Genomic DNA, 23,878 nt, shown 5'->3' on the forward strand with positions numbered 1-23,878 from the left:
TCCTACTTCCCTGCTCTCTGGCGTCCTTGGCCGTAGGAGTCCTGGACTTCCCGCTTGGCGGCTTCGGCCTGACTCGCCGCATTCGTTTCGTTGTAGCCCGCTTCCCTGGCGGCCGTGTATGCAGCGTCGTAGATCGCGTCCGTCGAATTGCCCCTCTGTTCCTCCAGGAACAAGTCTCGGTTTTTCAGGGCTTCCTCGCTCGAATCCCTGGTGAAGTTCTTCACGACCGCCTCCTGGACATCCTCCACCACCCAGCCAACCGCCTCACCCGCGATGGGGATCTTGCCGATCCCCATCCCAATGACGCGGCCAGCCCATTTGTCGGCAGTGGCGACCCCTTCATTGAAATCAGCGTCCGAGGCGATTTTCTCGTCAACGACCGCCTGCGTGCGAGATTCCGCCATAATGCCGGCGATCTCGCCGCCGGGCGAAACCCGGTTGGCGATCTCCGGAGCCAGCTCCTTGTACTTACCGGCGTCATGGAAGGCCTCGTTGACGAGGTCCGTGGTCACCGCCTCCTGGGAAGTCAGGATGGCTCCGTAGGCATCGGGATCCTTTCCTACCGCGCCCAGGAAGTTCTTGAGGGTGCCGGGAGAAAGGCCCTCCGGGTTGGTGGTGACGTCGAAGTTCCCGAGGTGCGCGCTGGCGCCATGGGTGCCCACCACGCTTCCGTCCCCCATGAAGGCACCCTGTACATCCCGCATGTAGTCGGCGGTGATGTTCCCCAGGCTCGCTCGCATGGGTGAGTCGTCCAGGTCACCGGGGTCGGCGCCGTAGCGTTCGACGAGCTTGTGGAAGATGGCGGCGCCTTCCTCGGAATGCGGTGGCGACACGGTCTCACTGCCGTACGGCAGGCCGGTCGTCGCGGCCTCCAGCGCGTGCCCGAGCGCCTGCTGACCGAATCCGAGCGCGTTCTTCGTCTTTTCCTCGTCGGCGAGGACGTTGGCGTCGTTGGTGTCGATCGTCCACTCGAAGTCCTTGTCGGTGAACAGGTCGAGGTAGGAGTCGAAGCCCGCTTTGCCGCCGGTCTTCTGCGTACCGTCCTCGTTGTACGCGGTCGGCGGGTCGGTGAAGAACTTTTCCGCCGCGTCGGGGCTGTGGCCGAGGGCCTCCAGGACGCTGTTGAGTGGTTCGTTGCCCGACCCCAGCTGGCCTGAGGGATTGAAGCCGTAGATGTCCGGCGACCCCTCGGCCTTGTTGCGCAGGAAAAAGTACGGGTCCTCCTTGTGCAGCTGGGTGACGTGCTCGGCGATCGGGTTGATGAAACTCGCGTCGTAGTTGCCGTAGCGCAGCAGACCGCCGAGGACCTGGTAGCCGTACGGCTTGCCCCACTGGCCCTTCTCCCAGGCGATCTCCTGTGTGCCCAAGCGGCGGAACTGCTCGCCCCAGTTGCTGGGCAGGTGGTGCTCCGTGTGCGGGTTCGTGGCGTTGGCCAGCGCGAACCCCATGTTCTTCTGGAGGTCCTTCACGGCGTCGAGGCGGACCTTGCTCGCGTCAGGGCCGGTGCCGTTGATCGACATCTCGGCGTAGAACTCGAGCGTCTTCTCCGGTCCGCCGAGCCCCTTGTAGAAGTCGGTGGCGAACTCGCCGTTCTTCTCCCTGGCGTTGAACCGCATCAGCCGGTTGAATTCCTGCAGTTCCGTGTCGGTCATCTTGTCGCCCTTACGGGCCAGCTCCACGGCGCGTTCGGCCTGGGCATCGTTCAGGGATTCGTACGAGCTGTGTCCGGCGTTGTTCCGGTCGTTTCCGTGGCTCTTGCGCAGGGCGCGGGCCACCGACTCGTCGACCTCCGCGGCCTGGGCGAGGAGCCGGTTGATGCGGTTCTCCAACTCCTGCTTGGCGTCGAGCTGTTCCTGCGTACGTTCGTCGCTGTCGCCCCGGATGTGCGGGAAGAAGCAGCGGACTTTCCCCTCGCCGATGTCCTCGACGCGGATCCCGAGGGTCGAGGCATCCGTCTCGACCGCGGTCCTGACCTGCTTCTGCAACGAGGCGAGTTCGGTGTGAGCGTCGGAGAGGACCTGATGGATGCTGCTCGCCTCGACGTGGAGGTCCGAGATCTCCTTCTTGGTCTTGGTGACGAACTCCCGGGTCACCGAGGCGTTCACTCCGGCCCATCGGGCGCGGTCCGCCTTGGCCTGCATGCCCTTCTGGGCGTTCTCCGTCAGGGTCTTGAGGCCGTCGACCGTGCCCTTCCAGTCGGAGACCGCTGTGCCGAGTGCGCCGAGGTCCACCTCGGCCAGGTCCAGGTAAGTGAAAGCCATGACCGTGTTCCCTACGTGAAGTACCTGCTGAGCTCGGACACGGTCACGGCCTCGCCGTCGCGGCTGACCACTGCCGCGATCTTGGCGTCGTCCGACGCATGGAGCTTCTTGGTGAAGTCGAGGTGATTGGAGATGTGCGCGCATGCCTGAAGCACGGACTTGACCTGGGAGGTCCAGATCTCGACCGTCGTGTCCAGGGCACCGCCCATCGCGAAGTTGTGGGACTTCAACGAGGCGGCGGCCTGCGCCGTGGAACCGGCGCCGTCCTTGTTCGGGCTCGCGCCGGCGATGTCCGCTTCCCTGCGGAGATCCTCGTAGAGGACGAAGGCCTCGTGGCCGACGGCGCCGAGATCGTCCTGGTTCACCACCAGATCGCCGTCCCCGGCTCCGCTCCCGCCTCCGCCTTGGTCCGCGGGCAGCTGGTTGAGCCGCATCTGCGTCGAGCCGCGCTGCGCCGCGCCGGACTTGAGCTGCTCCCACTCGTCCCAGGCCATGCCCCCGTGCCCTCCCGTGGTCCCCGTGCCGCGTCAGTCCCCGGTCGGGGTGACTGCTCGCCGATCTTCTTACTCGATCCTCAACGTACCAACGGCAGCTGCGGCCTGAGGAGTCGAGCGTCAACGCGCATCATTACTTCACACTTACATCGCCCGACCGACGTTGTGCACGCACGACAATCGTTCCTACCGTCTGAGAGCGCCGGACCCTCGAATCACCGGGCAAATGACGGGCACACACCCTTCGGAAAGGCCGCTCTACAGTGAGACCGAACGGACTACCCGCCACCGTCGCCATCACCACGACGCTTCTTGCCACCCTTGCGGGATGCGGTGGTGAGGCTGCTCCCGCTGACCGCATCTCCGTACTCACCGCGCAGGAGACCAAGTCAGTAGCTCCCGACGGGGAAGCCATGCCGGGCTGGAAAGTCACCAATGCGCAGCACGTGACGACGATGACGAGCCGCATCGCCAAAGCGGCCTGCGCGCAAGGTGCGAAGCAGACCTGCGCAGGCGCCCGATATATGGGTACCTCCACATATACGCGTTCGGACCATGCACATATCGACTTCTGGGTGACTGCCTACAAGAGTGAAGCAACGGCCGAGGCGGCGTACGCAACAAACCTGAGCTGGTACTCCCGATCGATAGTCGATCCGAAGAACATGAACCTGGGCTCGCTGGGAGACCGCCGTGACGGCGTGCAGGGTGGCGTCGGCTATGTGAAGCGGTCTGGAGTGGGGGCCTACGTCCAGGTGAGAGACGGAACCTGCATCGCAGCTGTCAGCATCCGCGAGTCAGGTGCCGGCCCTGTCGACGAAGAGTTCGTCAAGGACCTCGCCTCCATGCTCACTGACCGAGTCCGGGAAGCGCAGAACGGGGACACGCCCTCGGCGAAGCTGGAATCCTGACGTCGGGCCCGGGCGGCTGTCGGTAGGCCTGCCGAGCCGCCCGATCCCGGTGGGGGAAGCGGCCGGCCGGCACCTCAGTACACGCCTGCGATGCTCGGCCCCGCCACGACACCTCAGTACACGCCCTCCACCAACCCCACCTGAACCAACGGCTTCCCCCGCCGCCGGGACACGAAGACCCCCCGCCCCGCGGGCATCGGCCGTGGCCGTACCCCGCCGAGGATGTCTCCCTCGCTCGGGTCGCCGGCCAGGACGACACCCTGTGCGCCCAGTTCCTTGATGCGCTGCATGAACGCCTCGTACGAGGCTCGTCCGGCGCCCGCCGTGGACCGCGCGATGATGAACCGCACGCCCACGTCGCGGGCGAACGGAAGCAGCTCGGTCAGGCCCGCCAGCGGATTGCCGCTCGACGTCGACACGAGGTCGTAGTCGTCGATGACGACGTACACCGTCGGTCCCTGCCACCAACTCCGGTCGCGCAGCTGCTGTGCCGTCACGTCGGCGGTCGGGGTGCGGCGCTGCATCAGGTCGGCCAGGGCGGCCATGTGGTGGTCCATGGAGTTGGACATGGGGATGTACTCGGCGAGGTGGGACGCCGGCGTCACGTCCAGCAGGGAGCGCCGGTTGTCGATGACGAACAGCTTGGCCTCGTGGCCCTCGTACCGCTCCGTCAGCTGCTTGATCAGCAGCCGCAGCAGGTTCGACTTGCCCGACTCGCTCTCACCGAAGATGAGGAAGAACGGGTCCTGCTCGAAGTCGACGAAGACCGGTTCGAGGTTGTCCTCGTCGAGCGCGAAGGCGACACCGCGCTGCGGGAAACGGTTGCCGGGAGGCAACTGCCCGGCCGGGAACTCGCGTGGCAGCAGGCGGACTTCGGGCGCTCCGGGTGCCTGCCAGTGCCGGGAGACCTCGGTGGCCAGCGCCGCCGTGGCCTCCGCCAGGTCCGTGTCGGAGGTCAGACCGTCGATGCGGGGCACGGCCGCCATGAAGTGGAGCTTCTGGGGTGCCTGTCCGCGGCCGGGCACGCCCGCCGGGACGTTCGCGGCCACCTTGCGGTCCAGTTCGGAGTCCATGGTGTCGCCTAGCCGCAGCTCCAGGCGGTTCATCAGCTGGTCCTTGAGGGCGGCCCTGACCTCCATCGAGCGCGAGGCCGTCAGGATCAGGTGGATGCCGTACCCGAGACCGCGGGCCGCGATGTCGTGGATCACCTGGTCCATCGCCTCGTAGTCGGCGCGGAAGTTGCCCCATCCGTCGATGACGAGGAAGACGTCTCCCCACGGCTGGTCCGTGACCGAGATCTCGCCGCGGGCACGCCGTGCCCGGAAGTCCGCGATGGACGCGATGCCGGCGGAGCGGAAGTACTCCTCGCGCTGGGTCAGCACGCCGTACACCTCGGCCACCGTGCGCCGCACGCGCTCCGGGTCCAGGCGGGAGGCCACGCCGCCCACGTGGGGCAGTCCGGCGATCGCCGCCATGCCGCCACCGCCGAAGTCCAGGCCGTAGAACTGGACTTCGTGCGGTGTGTGGGTGAGTGCGAACGCGGAGATCAGGGTGCGCAGCAGGGTCGACTTGCCGGACTGCGGACCGCCGACGATCTGCATGTGGCCGGCCGCTCCGGAGAAGTCGGCCCAGAGCGGGTCGCGGCGCTGCTCGAACGGCTTGTCGACGAGGCCCGCGGGCACGATCAGGCGGCCCGCGCCTTCGTAGCCGGGCTGGGTGAGGCCGCGGCCCGGTACGGCGGTGAGTCCGGGCAGGAGTCCGTCCAGGGAGGGCGGGCTGTCCAGCGGGGGCAGCCACACCTGGTGGGCCGCGGGCCCCTGCGCCTCCAGCCGGCGCACGACCACGTCCAGCACGGTGTCGGCGAGAGCGTCGTCGACGTCCGGGGTGTCCGGGGCCGAAGGGCGCTGCTGCGGCACCGCCACGTACTGGACGGGCACTTCGGCCGCCGTGAACAGCACCGGCCGCCGGTCCATGGGCAGCTGGCCGCTGCCCAGCGCCGACCGCTGCGTGCCCGAGCGGTACACGCCGGAGACGTAGGCCGCCTTGAAGCGCACCATCTCGCCCGTGCCGAACTTCAGGATGCCGGAGCCGGGGACGTTGGGCAGCTCGTAGGCGTCCGGTACGCCGATCGCCGCCCGGGACTCCGCGGCGGAGAAGGTGCGCAGACCGATCCGGTACGACAGATACGTCTCCAGGCCGCGCAGTCGCCCCTCCTCCAGACGCTGCGAGGCCAGCAGCAGGTGCACGCCGAGCGACCGGCCGATGCGGCCGATCTGGACGAACATCTCGATGAAGTCCGGCTTGGCGGTGAGCAGTTCGCTGAACTCGTCGATCACCAGGACCAGCGAGGGAATCGGCTGCAGCGGCGCACCGGCCGCGCGCGCCTTCTCGTAGTCGTGGATGTTGGCGTAGTTGCCCGCGTCGCGCAGCATCTCCTGACGGCGGTTGAGCTCGCCGCGGATGGAGTCGCCCATGCGGTCGACCAGGGTGAGGTCGTCCGCGAGGTTGGTGATGACGGCCGCCACGTGCGGCATCTGCGCCATGCCGGCGAAGGTGGCGCCGCCCTTGAAGTCGGCGAGGACGAAGTTCAGCGTCTCCGAGGAGTGCGTCACCGCCAGGCCCAGCACCAGGGTGCGCAGCAGCTCCGACTTGCCGGAGCCGGTGGCGCCCACGCACAGACCGTGTGGTCCCATGCCCTCCTGCGCGGCCTCCTTGAGGTCCAGCATGACGGGCCGGCCGTCCTCGCCGAGTCCGATCGGCACCCGCAGCCGCTCGGCCAGCGAACGCGGCCGCCAGGTGCGCTTGGTGTCGACGGAGGCCGCGTCACCGAGGTTCAGCAGGTCGGTGAACTCCAGGTTGGCCAGCAGCGGTTCGTCGTCGTCCCCGCCGGAGGCCATCCGCAGCGGGGCGAGTTGCCGGGCCAACGCCTCGGCGGACTCGTAGGAGAGGGTGTCGGGGGTCCCCTCGTAGACGACGCCGTGCCCCGACTCCAGGTGCAGCGCCTCGGGTTGCACGACGATGGAGAGCTCGCCGCCGGCCCCGGTCAGCTCGCCGGGGACGACCTCGAGGACCGTGACGCCCTGCAGTCCCTCCGGGTTGGCCAGGACGGAGTCCGGCGGCAGGGAGACGCCGTCGAGTACGACGACGATGTGGGGCTCCTCCGGCAGCGGCGCCGCGTTCGGGTGGAAGCGCGGACGGCCGGTCAGCCGGGTGGCGAGCAGGTTCTCCAGCTCGCGGGTGTCGCTGTCGATCAGCCGGCGGCTGCCGGCGCCGTCCACGGAACCGGGGGCCTGGACGTGCGGGAGCCACTTGGCCCACTCCCAGTGGGGCAGGGCCTGGCGGCCCGCCGCGACCACGAGGAGCAGGTCCTGGGGGGAGTGCAACGCGGCCAGCGAACCGGCCATGGCCCGGGCGGAGGACCGTACGGACTGCGGGTCACCACTGATCGTGACGTGGTAGAAGGCCCGCAGTGAGACGGCCATCGGCAGGTCGTCCAGAGTGCTGTGGACGGCGAGGAAGCGCTGCATCGCGCCCGCCGTCAGCGGCTCCAGCTGTTCGACGGGGGCGGTCTCCGGGGGGACCAGGGCGCTGGCGAGCGCCTGCGAGCCGAGGCCGATGCGGACCTGGGCGAAGTCTTCGTCGCCGGGGCGCCGTTCCCACACCCGGCTGCCCTCGGCGACCAGGGCCCACAGCTGCTCGGGGGAGGGGTGGAGGAAGTACTGCGCGTCCCGCTGCGCCTTCGCCGTGTCGACGGCGGTGCGCCGGGTCTGCGCCAGGTAGCTGAGGTAGTCGCGGCGCATGTCCGCCAACTGCCCCTGGGAGCCGCGGCGGAAGCGGACCACCATCGCGATGGACATGGCGACCGTCGAGGCGATCATGATCATGCCCATGATCTTCATGAACGGCTGCCCGTTCGTGAAGAAGAAGACCACCGAGCCACCCATGCCGAGGGTCGGCAGGAGTTGCATCAGCACGCTTTCCTGGTGCCCCCGCGGCAGTTCGGGCGGAGGCTGCAGGACGATCTCCTGCGTGGACACTTCGGACGGCAGCACCCGAGGCGGGCGCTTCACGACGATGTGGCTCACTGTCATCCATTCCCTTGGCCGGCCCGGAGAAGTCCGTCCGCCGCCCCGTGTCGGGCGGACGCAGGCCGCCGCGCGATCCTACTGACTTCATAAGGGACGACGGGACGGTAGGGTGCCGGATGTTCGCGTGAGCACACGCGAGTTGGGCTGGAGGATCGGGGCATTCCGTGCCATCTGGCGAGGTAGCGAACCCCGGCGACAGCCCCGCGGCACGCTTGTCGCCACCTCCCCGCGACGTCGGTCTCGACGGGCGGGGAAAGCGGCGCAGGACTTTCACACCGCAGACGCGGAACCATCACTGAGGGGGATCAGCAGGTGAGCATGACGGCCTCCGCGGCAGCCACCGGAGGAGGGACCGGAACGGGGACCTCCGGCGCGGGCACGGGACTCGGCTTCTGCCGGGTCACGATCGTCGCGCCCGACAGCCGGATCGACGTGGCACTGCCCGACGACATCCCGGTAGCCGACATCTATCCGGAGATCCTCAGGCTCTCCCAACAGAGCCCCGCCGAGGGCGCACCCGTCGGCTACCACCTGGTACGCCGCGACGGCACCGTCCTCGACAGCTCCCGGTCCTTCGCCGCCCAGCGCATTCTCGACGGCGAACTCCTCACGCTGCGCCCCTTCGCCGAGTCGCTGCCCCCGGCCGTCTTCGACGACGTCTCCGAAGCGGTCGCGTCCGCGGTGACGAGCGAACGCACCCTGTGGAGCGGCGACTTGACGCGCGCCGCCGGCCTCGTTGGGGGCGGCGTACTGCCGGTCCTGCTCGCCTTCGTGGCCTGGACCGGCGACCCGCGCCACGACATGCACAGCCTGCCCGGCATCCTTGCCGGAGTCGCCGGTGTGCTCCTGGTCGTCCTCGCGTGCGTACGCGCCCGGGTCTACGACGACCGGGCCTCGGCCATCGCCCTGGGACTCGGCGCCCTCCCCAACGTCGGCGTGGCCGGCTCGGGACTCCTCCCGCTCAGCGACGGACAGGGCATCGGCAAGCTCCAGTTCCTCCTCGCCTGCGCGGCGGTGCTGCTGGCCTCGTTCCTGCTCACCCTGTGCTCGCCGAGCGGAGACGGCCCGTTCGTCGCCTTCGTCTTCGCCTCCGCCCTCGGTCTCCTCTCCGTGTTCGCGGCGACCCTCGCCGACTGGACGGCGTCCGAGATCGCCGCCCTGTGCGCCCCGATCGCCGTCGGCGGCCTCGCCTTCCTGCCGGGTCTGTCGATGCGCTTCGCCCGGCTGCCGATCGGCTTCGACACCCCGGACACCGCCCCGCGCAGCGCGTACGACACCGACCCCAGTCCCCAGGAGCCGGTCGACGCCGAGCGGGTCACCGCCAAGGCCCGGCGCGGACACGAGTTGCTCGTCGGCCTGGTGGGCGGCTGCGCGGTGACCGTGGTCGGTTCCTCGGCGGTCCTCGGCTTCTCCTCCAACGTGTGGGCCCAGCTCCTCGCCCTCGCGACCGGTGTGGCCCTGCTGATGCGCGCCCACCTCTTCCGGTACACCGGTCAGGTCGCCCCCGTCCTCTCCGCCGGCCTCGCCTCCCTCGTACTGCTCGGCCTCGGTCTGGCGCTCAACCCGCCGCAGTCGATCGTCCGCGACGCCCTCATGGGCGACCGCACCGACCTCGACATCCGGACCATCTGGCTCGTCGCGGCGATCGCCGCGACGGCCGCGCTCGTCACCGCGCTCGGCCTGATCGTCTCGCGCGGCGGCCTCACCCCGTTCTGGGGACGCTTCCTGGAGATCGCCGAGGGCTTCGTGCTGCTCACCCTGGTGCCGCTGGCACTGGCCGTCTTCGACGTGTACACCACCGCCCGGTCGATGACGAGCTGATCCGCCGATCCGGCAACGAGCGAAGGGACCATCGAGCGTGAGCTTCGGCCCACCTCCCTCGATATTCACCCAGTCGACGGTGTCGGCGGACCGCCGGCGCCAGAAGCGTCGCAGGACGCTGCTCGGCGGGGTGGCGACCGTCCTGGTCGTCGTGCTGGCCGCCGGTGGCTGGCTGCTGTGGAACCGGGATCCCGCACCGTCGAACAAGCCCCTGGCCGCAGCCGTGCAAAGCCGCCTCGACGTCAGGCAGTCGGTCGAGACGCCGCCCAAGAGCACCACCGGCGTCATGGCGTTCCGTTTCTCCGAGGACGAGATGGCCCCCGGCGAGCGGGTAGCGATGCCCGGCACGTGGGCCACGGACGAGATCCTTGCCAAGGGCATCAACAGAAGCCTCGTCGGCCTGCGGATCGGCACGGACGCCTCACCCGGCGACGAGGTCTGGAAGATCCAGTTCCCCGGCCCGATCTGTGGCTACACGCGCCATGTGACCGTCGAGAACCGTACGGCCGTCCTCTTCCGGTCGAGCACCGGCGAGGACGCCCACTGCGACCACGTGGCGTTCGTCGACCTCGACGACGGCCGAAAGATCTGGGAGCACGGGTTCACGTCCGGCAAGTGGGACACGACGAGCGTGACCCTCACCCACGCCACGGTCGCCGTGACCCGGGACGACGGCACCGAGGCGTACGACATGGACGAGGGCCGGCGGCTGTGGCGCACCGAGGGCTCCGGCGACTGCGAGGACCGCGGTGTGGCCGGCGGGCGTGCCCTGCTCGTTCTGGTCGCCTGCGAGCAGAAGGGCAAGCCCGCCACCTCGTGGGAGTCCACCGCGTACCAGGTGCGCAAGACGGATCCGCGCACCGGCAAGACCGTGTGGACGTATCAGGTCGCGTCCGGCGTCCGGGACGTCCAGGTCCCCTCCACCGACCCGGCCGTCCTCGCGGTCGCGGCCGGCGACACCGGCTACACCGAGCTGCTCTCCCTGGACGGCGAGGGCAAGAACCGTGCCACGATCCGGCTGCAGGGCGGGCAGTACGTCGGTGAGTGCAACGACGACGCGCTCGACTACGGCGTCATCGACGACTGCCCGACGATCCCGGTGGGCGCCGGCCAGGTCTTCCTCCGGAGCAAGGACCACGACGACGCCGAGCGCCCCTCCAACTGGATCGTCGGCTTCGACCTGGCGACCGGGAACACCGTCAAGAAGTTCGACTCGGGACCCAACGAGCTGCTCTACCCGATGCAGACGAGCGGCGACCAACTCCTCGCACTCCGCGAGAGCGGCGATCACATCTCACCGATGGCGCTGGTCGGTCTCGACCCGAAGACCGGCGAGGAAACCCCGTACTTCTACTTCGGTCTGCCGCAGGAGGCCGAGGTGTTCACCCTCAGGGACTCCTACGACATCCTCGTCCAGGACGGGCGACTGTTCTTCGCTGCCAAAGAGGCGAACGGCCCCGGCAAGGGCAAGCAGTGGATCTGGCTGGCCCTGGGCATCGAGAGCGCCGCGCGAGGGAGCATGTCCGCACGCCAGTAGCGGAACGGCAAGCTCCGCACGCCGGCAGCGGAGACGACAAGCGGGGACCCGGTCGTGCACCCGTTCCCCGCCCCCGGATCGTCACTCCGCGGCAGGCCCTCCGCTGTGGGGGGCGGGATCCAGATCGAACTCCCCGTCCCGCGCCCCCAGCACGAACGCCCGCCACTCCGCCTCCGTGTACCGCAGCACGGTGTCGGGGTCGAGAGACGACCGCATGGCCACGGCTCCTTCGGGAAGGTAGGCGATCTCGACCCGCTCCTCGTGCTCCTCGGTGCCCGGCGCGCTGTGCCACTCGACGCCGGAGATGTCGAGGGCGTACAGCTCGTCCCTCTCGCGCTCCTTGCGTGCCTTGAGTTCCTCGTCCTTGGTGTCGGCCATGGCGACTTTTGATCCTTCCCTCTGCAACGAGCTGTCCAGCCACCCTACTTGCCACCGTTCCCCCTGGTCAGACGTTTGCTCATGAGCGACCGTCACAAAGGGCGACAGCTCGCTCACACCTCCGCGCCCTCGGCAGAAAGGTCCCGTCCGTGAGTTTCGGCCCACCGCCGTCCGTCTACACCGAGTCCACCCTGGCCGCCGAGAGCCGCAGGAAACGCCGCCGGCTGCTCACCCTCGGCGCCACGACGACCGCGCTCGCGCTGCTGCTCGTCGGCATCTGGGTCCTGTCGAACGACGGCACCGACACCCCCTCCGGCCAGAGCCCGGCCGCGGCGAGTCAAGCCCCGGACGACATCCGGGAGACGATCGAGCGGCGGCCGGCGACTCCGGAAGCGGTGAGCGTGGTCGCGCGTCGCGCCGAGGGCGTCAAGGCCGGCCAGAACGTCAAGGCGACGGGCACCTGGGCGACCGCCAGGACGTTCGCGAAGACGGTGGGCAACCGCATCACGGGGTACAGGATCTCGACCGACCGCGAGGCGTGGAAACTGACCTTCCCCGGCGGTGTCTGCGCCGCCACCCCGCACGCCACCGTGGACGGCCGGACCGTCGTGGCCTTCTCGAGCGAGCCCACCAGGACCGATCCGAGCGGTGGGACCATGAGCGGCCCGTGCGACCGGGTCGCGATGTTCGACATCGACACGGGCAAGCGGCTGTGGCACGTCGAGTTGCCCGAGAAGCGACTCGTGCCCGCCAGGGTCACGATGACGCGCGGAAAGGTCGTCGCGGCCTGGGAGGACGGTTCGGCGGCGTACGCCATGACCAACGGGAAGCTGCTCTGGTCGCACACGGCGGGGTCGGCCTGCGGGGACAGCGGCTACTCCGGGGGCAAGGCCCTCGTGCGTGTCGTCAAGTGCGGCAACGCGGACAACAGACGCTTTCGGGTGGAGGGGACGGACCCCGAGACCGGAGAGCCCCTGTGGACCTACCCGGTGGCCCCCGGGGTCCAGGACGTTCGGCTGATCTCCTCGGCCCCCGTCGTCATCGCCGTCGCGGCGGGCGACCTCGTGATCACCGACCTGATCTCCCTCGGTGACCAGGGCGAGTTCCGCGCCACCATCTCGGTGCCCGTCCAGAACTACGTCACCAAGTGCGGCGACGGCATCGACGTCACGGGCCCGATCGAGACCTGCGACGCGGTGGTGGTGGACGAGCGGAAGCTGTACCTCGCCACACAGGCGCGCGAGACCGGCACCGTGAGCGCCCACGGACAAGTGGCCAACGAGATCGTCGCCTTCGACCTGGCCACCGGGAAGAGCGTCGCGAAGTTCGATGCCAGAGTCGGCCGGCCGATGTACCCCGTCCGCATGAGCGGCGACAGGCTCATCGCCGTTCGGGAGTCCACCTCCGCGTACACGCCCAGCGCCGCCGTGAGCATCGACCCCGGCTCGGGGAAGGAGACCCTGCTCCTGCTCTACGGCACCGTCGGCATGCTGCCCTACGAGTATCTGGACGTCCGCTACGAACACGGCCGCGTCTTCTTCGCCGCCACGAGCCTCGCCGGACCGGTGAGCAAGGACGACGAAGGGGAGGGCCTGTGGCTCGCCGACGGGTTCGAGACCGACGGCTGACACCGGAGACCGAGACCGGAGAGCACCGGAGACCACACCGGAGACGACCCCGGTCGGGGGCATCCTCGCAGGCTGGTAGTCTGTGCTGTGGCCGTTTGTGTACGCGCCCCCGGAGCCCTGGCCCTGGAGGCCGCGCCCAGCGGATCCCCGCCTCCCGAGTAACGGAAGCTCCCCCGAGATGTGGACCGGGGGCACTCGGTGGCCCTTCACAGACTACGAGGAGTACGCGTGTCGCTCGACGCCGCAACGAAGAAGCAGCTCATCAGCGAGTTCGGTACCAAGGAGGGCGACACCGGCTCCCCCGAGGTCCAGGTCGCGATGCTCTCGCGCCGTATCTCGGACCTGACCGAGCACCTCAAGACCCACAAGCACGACCACCACTCCCGCCGTGGTCTGCTCATCCTGGTCGGTCAGCGTCGCCGCCTGCTGCAGTACCTCGCCAAGAAGGACATCCAGCGCTTCCGTGCGCTGGTCGACCGCCTCGGCATCCGCCGCGGTGCGGCGGGCGCCAAGTAAGACGCCGTGAGGGGAGCGGTTCCCGTGATCATCGGGGCCGCTCCCTTTGCTGTACGTACGGAAACGTGCGGAGTGTCACTGACGCTTTGTAGTGTGGTAGCACAACGCAATACGTACGACACAGAGTGATGACGTGTGCTCGCTGAGGGTAGGGCGTCATCACGACAACGAACGAGGAGAAGCGCACCTCGCCGCCGCCGGTCCTCGGTAGTGGCCCCCGGGGGAAAGTGAGCCCCGAGGGCTTCGATCGAAGACCGGCCCGCACCAGACGGAGCGCTTCTCCGCAACCGTCCCCCTGCCACACGGGCAGCCGAGGGACGAAGACGAGGAGAAAGTACTAGTGGAGAACGAGACCCACTACGCCGAGGCCGTCATCGACAACGGCTCCTTCGGCACCCGCACCATCCGCTTCGAGACGGGCCGCCTGGCCAAGCAGGCCGCCGGCTCCGCCGTGGCGTACCTGGACGACGACACCATGGTGCTGTCGGCCACCACCGCCTCCAAGAACCCCAAGGACCAGCTCGACTTCTTCCCCCTCACGGTGGACGTCGAGGAGCGGATGTACGCCGCCGGCAAGATCCCCGGCAGCTTCTTCCGCCGTGAGGGCCGTCCCTCCGAGGACGCCATCCTCACCTGCCGCCTGATCGACCGCCCGCTGCGCCCGTCCTTCAAGAAGGGCCTGCGCAACGAGATCCAGGTCGTCGCCACCATCATGGCGCTCAACCCCGACCACCTGTACGACGTCGTGGCGATCAACGCCGCCTCCGCGTCCACGCAGCTGGCCGGCCTGCCCTTCTCCGGCCCGATCGGCGGCGTCCGCGTCGCGCTGATCAACGGCCAGTGGGTCGCGTTCCCGACGCACACCGAGCTCGAGGACGCCGTCTTCGACATGGTCGTCGCCGGTCGCGTCCTCGAGGACGGCGACGTCGCGATCATGATGGTCGAGGCCGAGGCCACCGAGAAGACCATCCAGCTGGTCAAGGGCGGCGCCGAGGCGCCGACCGAGGAGGTCGTCGCCTCCGGTCTGGACGCCGCGAAGCCCTTCATCAAGGTGCTCTGCAAGGCCCAGGCCGACCTCGCCTCCAAGGCCGCCAAGCCGACCGGCGAGTTCCCGGTCTTCCTGGACTACCAGGACGACGTCTTCGAGGCGCTCTCCGCCGCCGTCCGCCCCGAGCTCGCCCAGGCGCTCACCATCGCCGGCAAGCAGGACCGCGAGGCCGAGCTGGACCGCGTCAAGGCGCTGGCCGCCGAGAAGCTCCTGCCGGAGTTCGAGGGACGCGAGAAGGAGATCTCCGCCGCGTACCGCTCGCTGACCAAGGCCCTGGTCCGTGAGCGCGTCATCAAGGAGAAGACGCGCATCGACGGCCGTGGGCTGACGGACATCCGTACGCTCGCCGCCGAGGTCGAGGCCATCCCGCGCGTGCACGGTTCGGCGCTGTTCGAGCGTGGCGAGACCCAGATCCTGGGCGTCACCACCCTGAACATGCTCCGCATGGAGCAGCAGCTGGACACCCTCTCCCCGGTGACCCGCAAGCGCTACATGCACAACTACAACTTCCCGCCGTACTCCGTCGGCGAGACCGGCCGCGTCGGCTCCCCGAAGCGCCGCGAGATCGGCCACGGCGCTCTCGCCGAGCGCGCCATCGTGCCGGTCCTGCCGACGCGCGAGGAGTTCCCGTACGCGATCCGTCAGGTGTCCGAGGCCCTCGGCTCCAACGGCTCGACGTCCATGGGCTCGGTCTGCGCCTCCACCATGTCGCTGCTGAACGCCGGTGTGCCCCTCAAGGCCCCCGTCGCCGGTATCGCGATGGGCCTGATCTCCCAGGAGATCAACGGCGAGACGCACTACGTCGCCCTCACCGACATCCTCGGTGCGGAGGACGCCTTCGGCGACATGGACTTCAAGGTCGCCGGCACCAAGGAGTTCGTGACCGCCCTCCAGCTGGACACCAAGCTGGACGGCATCCCGGCCTCCGTCCTGGCCGCCGCTCTCAAGCAGGCCCGTGACGCCCGCCTCCACATCCTCGACGTGATGATGGAAGCGATCGACACGCCGGACGAGATGTCCCCCAACGCCCCGCGGATCATCACCGTCAAGATCCCCGTGGACAAGATCGGCGAGGTCATCGGCCCGAAGGGCAAGATGATCAACCAGATCCAGGAGGACACCGGCGCCGAGATCACGATCGAGGACGACGGCACCATCTACATCGGTGCCCAGGTCGGCTCGCAGGCCGAGGCCGCCCGCGCCACGATCAACTCGATCGCGAACCCGACCATGCCGGAGGTCGGCGAGCGCTACCTGGGTACGGTCGTGAAGACGACCACCTTCGGTGCGTTCGTCTCGCTGCTCCCGGGCAAGGACGGTCTGCTGCACATCTCGCAGATCCGCAAGCTCGCCGGCGGCAAGCGCGTGGAGAACGTCGAGGACGTGCTCGCGGTGGGCTCCAAGGTCCAGGTCGAGATCGCCGAGATCGACTCCCGCGGCAAGCTCTCCCTCATCCCCGTGATCGAGGGCGAAGGCGACGACGAGAAGAAGGACGACACCGACCAGTGACGTCGAGCAGCTCCACGGCGACGGCCCGCACCACCACGGAGGCGNCGCCGAGATCGACTCCCGCGGCAAGCTCTCCCTCATCCCCGTGATCGAGGGCGAAGGCGACGACGAGAAGAAGGACGACACCGACCAGTGACGTCGAGCAGCTCCACGGCGACGGCCCGCACCTCCTCGGAGGCGCGGGCCGTCGCCCGTACCCAAACCCTCATCAAGGGGACCAACGGCATCGGTGTCGTCCGCAAGACCACCCTCCCCGGCGGCCTGCGCATCGTCACCGAGACCCTCCCCTCCGTACGCTCCGCGACCTTCGGTATCTGGGCCCACGTCGGCTCCCGCGACGAGACCCCGGCCCTGAACGGCGCCACCCACTACCTGGAGCACCTCCTCTTCAAGGGGACGCAGCGCCGGTCCGCCCTGGACATCTCCTCCGCCATCGACGCAGTCGGCGGCGAGATGAACGCGTTCACGGCGAAGGAGTACACGTGCTACTACGCACGCGTGCTCGACACCGACCTGCCGCTGGCCATCGACGTCGTCTGCGACATGCTCACGGGCTCGCTCATCCGCGAAGAGGACGTCAACGTCGAGCGCGGCGCGATCCTCGAAGAGATCGCCATGACCGAGGACGACCCGGGCGACTGCGTGCACGACCTGTTCGCGCACACCATGTTCGGCGACAACCCCCTCGGCCGCCCGGTCCTCGGCACGGTCGACACGGTCAACGCCCTCACCGCCGACCGCATCCGCCGCTTCTACAAGAAGCACTACGACCCGACCCACCTCGTGGTCGCCGCGGCCGGCAACATCGACCACAACAAGGTCGTACGACAGGTCCGCGCCGCCTTCGATAAGGCCGGCGCTTTCAAGGAGCCCGAGGCCGCGCCCATCGCGCCGCGCGAAGGCCGCCGCGCCCTGCGTACCGCGGGCCGCGTCGAACTGATCGGCCGCAAGACCGAGCAGGCCCACGTCGTCCTCGGCATGCCGGGCCTGGCGCGTACGGACGAGCGCCGCTGGGCGCTGGGGGTGCTGAACACCGCCCTCGGCGGCGGCATGTCCTCCCGCCTCTTCCAGGAGGTCCGCGAGAAGCGCGGCCTGGCCTACAGCGTGTACTCGTACACGTCGGGCTTCGCCGACTGCGGCCTCTTCGGTGTGTACGCGGGCTGCCGCCCGAGCCAGGTGCACGACGTGCTGAAGATCTGCCGCGACGAACTCGACCACGTCGCCGAGCACGGCCTCTCGGACGAAGAGATCGGCCGCGCCATCGGCCAGCTCCAGGGCTCCACGGTCCTGGGCCTGGAGGACACGGGCGCCCTGATGAACCGCATCGGCAAGAGCGAGCTGTGCTGGGGCGAGCAGATGTCCGTCGACGACATGCTGTCCCGCATAGCGTCGGTCACCCCGGACGTCGTCCGCTCGGTCGCCGGCGAGATCCTGGGCCGACGGCCCTCGTTGTCGGTCATCGGTCCGCTGAAGGACAAGCAGGCGTCCCGTCTGCACGAGGCCGTCGCCTAACCAGTCCGAAACTCCCAGACTCCGGAACCCCGGTTAAGGAAGCAAGAAGATGAGCAAGCTGCGCGTGGCGGTCCTCGGTGCCAGAGGCCGGATCGGCTCCGAGGCGGTACGGGCGGTCGAGGCCGCCGAGGACATGGAGCTGGTGGCCGCCCTCAGCCGGGGCGACAAGCTGGAGACGCTGGCCGAGACCGGCGCCCAGGTCGCCGTCGAACTGACCACGCCGGCCTCGGTGATGGACAACCTCGACTTCTGCGTACGGCACGGCATCCACGCGGTCGTCGGCACCACCGGCTGGACCGACGAGCGCCTCGCGCAGCTCAAGGGCTGGCTCGACCGGTCTCCGGAGACCGGCGTGCTCATCGCGCCCAACTTCTCCATCGGGGCCGTCCTGACCATGAAGTTCGCGCAGATCGCCGCGCCGTACTTCGAGTCCGTCGAGGTCGTCGAGCTCCACCACCCGAACAAGGTGGACGCCCCGTCCGGCACCGCCACGCGCACCGCCCAGCTCATCGCCGAAGCCCGCCGCGCGGCCGGCTCCGCCCCGGCACCGGACGCCACGGCGACGGCCCTGGACGGCGCGCGGGGAGCCAGCGTGGACGGCGTTCCCGTGCACGCCATCCGCCTGCGCGGCCTGCTCGCCCATCAGGAGGTCCTGCTGGGCGGGGAGGGCGAGACGCTCACCGTCCGCCACGACTCCCTGCACCACAGCAGCTTCATGCCGGGCATCCTGCTCGGCGCCCGCCGCGTGGTGACCACCCCTGGCCTGACCTTCGGCCTGGAAAACTTCCTGGACCTGGGCTGACACCGCGATGCGAGCCAAGCTCTCCTACGCCATAACGGCCGCCGCCCTGGTCTTCTACTTCGTCCTGGTCGGCAGCCGCGGCGTCATGCTCATCCAGTCCGGCACGCTCCTGACCGTCACCTTCGGCGTGGCGGTGCTGATCCTGCCGGTCATCGGCGTGTGGTTCCTGTGGAAGAACACCCAGTTCGTCCGCAAGGCCAACCAGCTCGCCGCCGAACTCGACGCCCAGGGCGGCCTGCCCGTCGACGAGCTGAAGCGCACCCCCGGCGGCCGCATCGACCGCGACTCCGCCGACGAGGTCTTCGCCAGGCGCAAGGCGGAGACGGAGGCGGCCCCCGACGACTGGCGCAGCTGGTTCCGGCTCGCCGTCGCCTACCAGGACGCCCGCGACACTCCGCGCGCCCGCAAGGCCATGCAGCGGGCGATCGCCCTCCACGAGGGCCGGCCGGTCCGGGCCTGACCGCCCTCGCCGCACGCCGAAGGGGCCGGTCCGCACCACATGCGGACCGGCCCCTTCGCGTTGCTGGAGACGTCAGCTTCGCTGGTGCTCGTCGGCCCACGCCTCGATGGCGTCCGACGCCCTGTCGAAGGCCTCGGCACGCGCCAGGAAGTCGGCGTTGTGCGTGGTCAGCAGGACCGGCACGTCGTCCGCGGACCGGTCATGCCGTACGAGGAGCACCGCCTGCCCCTGGACGGTGCGCGGCAGTCCGAGCCAGCGCACCGGCTGCTGCACCGTCCGCACGGCTGTCACCCGGTCCCAGCGGACGGTCCGCGTGAGGAAGAAGTCCACTCGGCGCAGTCCTCGCGCGCTCACCCACACGCCCACCCTCAGCAGCCGCAGGGCGCCGACGATGACGAGCAGCGCGATACCGAACACCACACCCGCCTGGGACACCGAGTCGGTCAGCGCGATGATGACGGCCGCGAACAGCACGTACGAGGCGAGCAGCAGCAGGATCGCGGCCGCTCCCACCCGCCATGGGCCGGGCCGGTAGGGGCGCCGCCAGCGGTCGCGGTCGTCGAAGGGCAACGCGACGTCGTCCGCTGCCTCGAATGCGCGGTCGGCCGTCAGGAAGGGCAGGGGCACGGCTGGGTCCTCACTCAATCCATCCATGGGCTGTGCCCGGTGAGGTTATCGACCTGTGTCCCTGCCCACCACCTCTGGGGGTCCGGATGAGGTCAGCGCCCCTGGGACGCCTGGGACTGCTGTGTCTGCCCCGACTGGTCCGGACTGAGCGCCGGCATCCCGACGACCAGGGACCCCACGAGGGCGACGATGATGGTGAGCCCCAGCAGCCAGCGCCCGGCTATCTGACTGACGGACGCCCGCTCGCGGGGCGGGGGAGTGACATTGCTGCGGAACTTGTCGGCTTCTGCGAGGAAGGCGAACGGTACGGGTTCGCGCCGACGGAACATCGGGGGTGCTTCTCCCTTCGGGGTCGAACGAGTGACTCTCACTGACACAGACGAGCGGGTGCCCCAAAAGGTGCCAGGATTCCCCCAATTCGCAGAAGTTCACCGAAGTTGTCGCGTCCCGGCACCGAACGCCCCGATGTCAGTGCCGGGCCGTAGAGTGGGCGCCGCCCGACAGAAGTGATGGAAGGACCCTCCGAGCCGTGACCGACACCCCCGCCGACGACCTCAAGCCCGGCTTCCGCAGCGACGTCACCGTCGAGCTCGTCAAGCACACCGCGACCGACGCCGACGTGCTCTTCGCCGCCCGCGTCTCGACCATCGGCGAGCAGTCCCTGGAGGAGATGGGCAAGGACCCGGAGCGCTCCAAGGGCCTGATCAACTACCTCATGCGGGACCGGCACGGCAGCCCCTTCGAGCACAACTCGATGACCTTCTTCATCAGCGCCCCGATCTTCGTCTTCCGCGAGTTCATGCGCCACCGCGTGGGCTGGTCGTACAACGAGGAAAGCGGCCGCTACCGGGAGCTCCAGCCGGTCTTCTACGTCCCCGGCGAGTCCCGCAAGCTGGTCCAGGAGGGCCGCCCGGGCAAGTACGTCTTCGTCGAGGGCACCCAGGCCCAGCAGGAGCTGGTCGGCCGCACCATGGAGAACTCCTACCGCCAGGCCTACGAGGCCTACCAGGAGATGCTCGCCGCCGGCGTCGCCCGCGAGGTCGCCCGCGCGGTCCTCCCCGTCGGCCTCTTCTCCTCGATGTACGCCACCTGCAACGCCCGCTCGCTGATGCACTTCCTCGGCCTGCGCACCCAGCACGAACTGGCGAGGGTGCCCTCCTTCCCGCAGCGGGAGATCGAGATGGTCGGCGAGAAGATGGAGGCCGAGTGGGCCAAGCTCATGCCACTCACGTACGCGGCCTTCAACGCGAACGGCCGAGTGGCGCCGTAACGCACCCTCGTTCCCCGCAGGGCACAGATGTACGGGTCAGTCTCGCGAAGTGTCCGTATTGCGGCATTTAGCGAAGTTCATCTAGCCTGATCAAACGGACCCGGCACTGCTTGAACCCCCGAGCAGGCAGTGCCGGGCTCCGCATTTGTCACCACTTGTCGCCTCACCCGAGGGCAGACCCGGCCTTGAGCAGCGAGTAGCGTGTTACCCATGGCTCCGACCTCCACTCCGCAGACCCCCTTCGGGCGGGTCCTCACCGCCATGGTCACGCCCTTCGCGGCGGACGGCGCACTCGACCTCGACGGCGCACAGCGGCTCGCCACCCACCTGGTGGACGCAGGCAACGACGGCCTGATCGTCAACGGCACCACCGGTGAGTCGCCCACCACCAGCGACGCGGAGAAATCGGATCTCGTACGAGCCGTCCTGGAGGCCGTCGGCGACCGCGCCCACGTCGTCGCCGGCGTCGGCACGAACGACACCCACCACAGCATCCAGCTCGCCCGCGCGGCCGAGAAGACCGGCGCGCACGGCCTCCTGGTCGTCACCCCGTACTACAACAAGCCCCCGCAGGAGGGCCTGTACCGGCACTTCACGGCCCTCGCCGACGCCACCGAACTGCCGGTCATGCTGTACGACATCCCCGGCCGCAGCGGCGTCCCGATCAACACCGAGACGCTCGTCCGCCTCGCCGAGCATCCGCGGATCGTCGCCAACAAGGACGCCAAGGGCGACCTGGGCCGAGCCAGCTGGGCCATCGCCCGCTCCCGCCTCGCCTGGTACTCCGGCGACGACATGCTGAACCTGCCGCTGCTCTCCGTGGGCGCGGTCGGCTTCGTCTCCGTCGTCGGCCACGTGGTCACTCCCGACCTGCGGGCCCTCGTGGACGCGTTCACCTCCGGTGACGTCCAGAAGGCGACCGAGATCCACCAGAAGCTGCTCCCCGTCTACACCGGGATGTTCCGCACCCAGGGCGTCATGACCGCCAAGGCCGCGCTCGCCCTCCAGGGCCTGCCCGCCGGGCCGCTGCGCGCCCCCATGGTCGAACTCGCGCCCGAGGAGATCGAGCAGCTCCAGATCGATCTTGCCGCGGGCGGGGTACAGCTCTAGCACCAGACTTCGCGAACTTCTTCGCGCGATCAAGACTTCACAACTGAATAAACAGGCCCACCGGTGCCTGTGTCCACAACGACAACTGCTTCTGCACGAACGTCATGCGCGCCACGTGCCCACCGGTACGTGGCGCGTGTGGTGAGGAGAGTCTTTTGAGTCATCCGCATCCTGAACTCGGCCCGCCCCCGCCGCTCCCCGAGAGCGGCCTGCGCGTCACCCCGCTCGGCGGACTCGGCGAAATCGGCCGGAACATGACGGTCTTCGAGTACGGCGGCCGCTTGTTGATCGTCGACTGCGGCGTCCTCTTCCCCGAGGAGGAACAGCCCGGCATCGACCTGATCCTGCCGGACTTCACGTCCGTCCGGGACCGCCTCGACGACATCGAGGGCATCGTCCTCACGCACGGCCACGAGGACCACATCGGCGGCGTCCCCTATCTCCTCCGGGAGAAGCCGGACATCCCGCTCATCGGCTCCAAGCTGACCCTCGCCCTGATCGAGGCGAAGCTCCAGGAGCACCGCATCCGTCCGTACACCCTGGAAGTGGCGGAGGGACACCGCGAGCGCATCGGCCCCTTCGACTGCGAGTTCGTCGCGGTCAACCACTCCATCCCGGACGCCCTGGCCGTGGCCATCCGCACGCCCGTCGGCATGGTGGTCCACACGGGCGACTTCAAGATGGACCAGCTTCCGCTGGACAACCGCCTCACGGATCTACACGCGTTCGCACGACTGAGCGAGGAGGGCATCGATCTCCTCCTCTCCGACTCGACGAACGCCGAGGTCCCGGGTTTCGTCCCGCCCGAGCGCGACATCTCCAACGTCCTGCGCACCGTCTTCGGCAACGCCCGCAAGCGGATCATCGTGGCGAGCTTCGCCAGCCACGTCCACCGCATCCAGCAGATCCTGGACGCGGCCCACGAGTACGGCCGCAGGGTCGCCTTCGTCGGCCGCTCGATGGTCCGCAACATGGGCATCGCCAGGGACCTGGGCTATCTGAAGGTCCCGCCGGGCCTCGTCGTGGACGTCAAGACCCTCGACGACCTGCCGGACCACGAGGTGGTCCTGGTCTGCACGGGGTCCCAGGGCGAACCGATGGCGGCCCTGTCCCGCATGGCCAACCGCGACCACCAGATCCGCATCGTCCCCGGCGACACGGTCATCCTGGCGTCGTCGCTGATCCCCGGCAACGAGAACGCGGTCTACCGCGTCATCAACGGCCTGACCCGCTGGGGCGCGAACGTCGTCCACAAGGGCAACGCCAAGGTGCACGTCTCCGGCCACGCCTCCGCGGGCGAGCTGCTGTACTTCTACAACATCTGCCGCCCGAAGAACCTGATGCCGGTCCACGGCGAATGGCGCCACCTGCGCGCCAACGCCGAACTGGGCGCCCTGACCGGCGTCCCGCACGACCGGATCGTCATTGCCGAGGACGGCGTGGTCGTCGACCTCATCGGGGGCAAGGCCAAGATCTCCGGCAAGGTCCAGGCGGGCTACGTGTACGTCGACGGCCTCTCGGTCGGTGACGTGGGCGAGCCGGCGCTGAAGGACCGAAAGATCCTCGGAGACGAGGGCATCATCTCCGTCTTCGTGGTCATCGACTCCTCGACCGGCAAGATCACCGGAGGGCCGCACGTCCAGGCCCGTGGCTCCGGCATCGAGGACTCGGCCTTCAGCGACGTCATCCCGAGGGTCACGGAGGTCCTGGAGCGGTCGGCGCAGGACGGCGTCGTGGAGCCCCATCAGATGCAGCAGCTCATCCGCCGGACCCTGGGCAAGTGGGTCTCGGACAACTACCGGCGCCGACCGATGATCCTCCCTGTGGTGGTGGAGGTCTGACGGTTCGTCGGCCTTCGTCCGTGTGAACCAGGAGCGGGGCGCCTCGATTTGCATCGAGGCGCCCC

General features: G+C 69.0%; 18 protein-coding genes. 12 read left to right on the forward strand and 6 right to left on the reverse strand.

All coding sequences use genetic code 11. The features are described 5' to 3' along the window. Positions 1 to 2: 2 nt before the first annotated feature. Positions 3 to 2,261 carry a hypothetical protein gene (locus tag ACWBNA_RS42520; protein WP_482709950.1) on the reverse strand — a complete coding sequence of 753 codons (2,259 nt, stop codon included), beginning with the start codon at positions 2,259 to 2,261 and terminating at the stop codon, positions 3 to 5. Positions 2,262 to 2,272: 11 nt separating this feature from the next. Further along, entirely contained in the window at positions 2,273 to 2,755 is a 483-nt protein-coding gene (locus ACWBNA_RS42525; RefSeq protein ID WP_482709951.1) for a hypothetical protein, read from the reverse strand. Positions 2,756 to 3,018: 263 nt separating this feature from the next. On the opposite strand from ACWBNA_RS42525, the gene ACWBNA_RS42530 reads away from it, so the two are divergent. After that, entirely contained in the window at positions 3,019 to 3,666 is a 648-nt protein-coding gene (locus ACWBNA_RS42530) for a hypothetical protein (protein WP_482709952.1), read from the forward strand. Between the two features lie 113 nt (positions 3,667 to 3,779). On the opposite strand, the gene eccCa is transcribed toward ACWBNA_RS42530, so the two are convergent. Then, on the reverse strand, positions 3,780 to 7,751 hold the full coding sequence (gene eccCa / locus ACWBNA_RS42535) for a type VII secretion protein EccCa (RefSeq protein WP_482709969.1): 3,972 nt from the start codon (positions 7,749 to 7,751) through the stop codon (positions 3,780 to 3,782). A gap of 321 nt (positions 7,752 to 8,072) precedes the next feature. Between eccCa and eccD the strand changes: the two genes are divergently transcribed. Together eccD and ACWBNA_RS42545 are read left to right on the forward strand one after the other, a co-directional pair. After that, positions 8,073 to 9,575, forward strand: a complete 1,503-nt coding sequence (gene eccD, locus ACWBNA_RS42540) for a type VII secretion integral membrane protein EccD (RefSeq protein ID WP_482709970.1) — start codon at positions 8,073 to 8,075, stop codon at positions 9,573 to 9,575. Positions 9,576 to 9,612: 37 nt separating this feature from the next. Then, a complete protein-coding gene (locus ACWBNA_RS42545; protein WP_482709953.1) occupies positions 9,613 to 11,112 on the forward strand; it encodes an outer membrane protein assembly factor BamB family protein in 1,500 nt (499 codons plus the stop codon). Between the two features lie 81 nt (positions 11,113 to 11,193). Here ACWBNA_RS42545 and ACWBNA_RS42550 read toward each other — a convergent pair whose 3' ends face one another. Further along, positions 11,194 to 11,490: a DUF397 domain-containing protein gene (locus tag ACWBNA_RS42550; protein WP_482709954.1), complete on the reverse strand. Its 297-nt coding sequence runs from the start codon at positions 11,488 to 11,490 to the stop codon at positions 11,194 to 11,196. Positions 11,491 to 11,639: 149 nt separating this feature from the next. Between ACWBNA_RS42550 and ACWBNA_RS42555 the strand changes: the two genes are divergently transcribed. The 6 genes from ACWBNA_RS42555 (at position 11,640) to ACWBNA_RS42580 (ending at position 18,965) form a co-directional block, all read left to right on the forward strand. Beyond that, positions 11,640 to 13,118 carry an outer membrane protein assembly factor BamB family protein gene (locus ACWBNA_RS42555; RefSeq protein WP_482709956.1) on the forward strand — a complete coding sequence of 493 codons (1,479 nt, stop codon included), beginning with the start codon at positions 11,640 to 11,642 and terminating at the stop codon, positions 13,116 to 13,118. Between the two features lie 228 nt (positions 13,119 to 13,346). After that, positions 13,347 to 13,634, forward strand: coding sequence for a 30S ribosomal protein S15 (gene rpsO / locus ACWBNA_RS42560; protein WP_307677652.1), 288 nt, complete (start codon positions 13,347 to 13,349; stop codon positions 13,632 to 13,634). A gap of 340 nt (positions 13,635 to 13,974) precedes the next feature. Continuing rightward, a complete protein-coding gene (locus tag ACWBNA_RS42565) occupies positions 13,975 to 16,191 on the forward strand; it encodes a polyribonucleotide nucleotidyltransferase (protein ID WP_217234538.1) in 2,217 nt (738 codons plus the stop codon). A gap of 132 nt (positions 16,192 to 16,323) precedes the next feature. Beyond that, entirely contained in the window at positions 16,324 to 17,703 is a 1,380-nt protein-coding gene (locus tag ACWBNA_RS42570) for a M16 family metallopeptidase (RefSeq protein ID WP_482709958.1), read from the forward strand. Between the two features lie 49 nt (positions 17,704 to 17,752). Beyond that, on the forward strand, positions 17,753 to 18,505 hold the full coding sequence (gene dapB, locus ACWBNA_RS42575) for a 4-hydroxy-tetrahydrodipicolinate reductase (RefSeq protein WP_482709960.1): 753 nt from the start codon (positions 17,753 to 17,755) through the stop codon (positions 18,503 to 18,505). Positions 18,506 to 18,512: 7 nt separating this feature from the next. Further along, positions 18,513 to 18,965, forward strand: coding sequence for a hypothetical protein (locus ACWBNA_RS42580; RefSeq protein WP_482709961.1), 453 nt, complete (start codon positions 18,513 to 18,515; stop codon positions 18,963 to 18,965). Between the two features lie 72 nt (positions 18,966 to 19,037). On the opposite strand, the gene ACWBNA_RS42585 is transcribed toward ACWBNA_RS42580, so the two are convergent. Both ACWBNA_RS42585 and ACWBNA_RS42590 read right to left on the reverse strand, forming a co-directional pair. Further along, on the reverse strand, positions 19,038 to 19,592 hold the full coding sequence (locus ACWBNA_RS42585) for a hypothetical protein (RefSeq protein WP_482709962.1): 555 nt from the start codon (positions 19,590 to 19,592) through the stop codon (positions 19,038 to 19,040). Between the two features lie 92 nt (positions 19,593 to 19,684). Then, on the reverse strand, positions 19,685 to 19,921 hold the full coding sequence (locus tag ACWBNA_RS42590) for a hypothetical protein (RefSeq protein ID WP_482709963.1): 237 nt from the start codon (positions 19,919 to 19,921) through the stop codon (positions 19,685 to 19,687). Between the two features lie 200 nt (positions 19,922 to 20,121). Here ACWBNA_RS42590 and thyX point away from each other — a divergent pair, with 200 nt between their 5' ends. The 3 genes from thyX to ACWBNA_RS42605 all read left to right on the forward strand — a co-directional run bounded on the left by thyX (position 20,122) and on the right by ACWBNA_RS42605 (position 23,813). Then, positions 20,122 to 20,862, forward strand: coding sequence for an FAD-dependent thymidylate synthase (thyX, locus tag ACWBNA_RS42595; RefSeq protein ID WP_482709965.1), 741 nt, complete (start codon positions 20,122 to 20,124; stop codon positions 20,860 to 20,862). Positions 20,863 to 21,072: 210 nt separating this feature from the next. Next, positions 21,073 to 21,972 carry a 4-hydroxy-tetrahydrodipicolinate synthase gene (dapA, locus tag ACWBNA_RS42600; RefSeq protein WP_482709966.1) on the forward strand — a complete coding sequence of 300 codons (900 nt, stop codon included), beginning with the start codon at positions 21,073 to 21,075 and terminating at the stop codon, positions 21,970 to 21,972. 155 nt (positions 21,973 to 22,127) lie between these two features. After that, the gene (locus ACWBNA_RS42605; protein ID WP_482709967.1) at positions 22,128 to 23,813 is read left to right on the forward strand and encodes a ribonuclease J; all 1,686 of its coding nucleotides are present in this window, start codon (positions 22,128 to 22,130) and stop codon (positions 23,811 to 23,813) included. The last annotated feature ends 65 nt before the right edge of the window (positions 23,814 to 23,878 follow it).

This window comes from Streptomyces sp. Q2 (genome assembly GCF_056820935.1).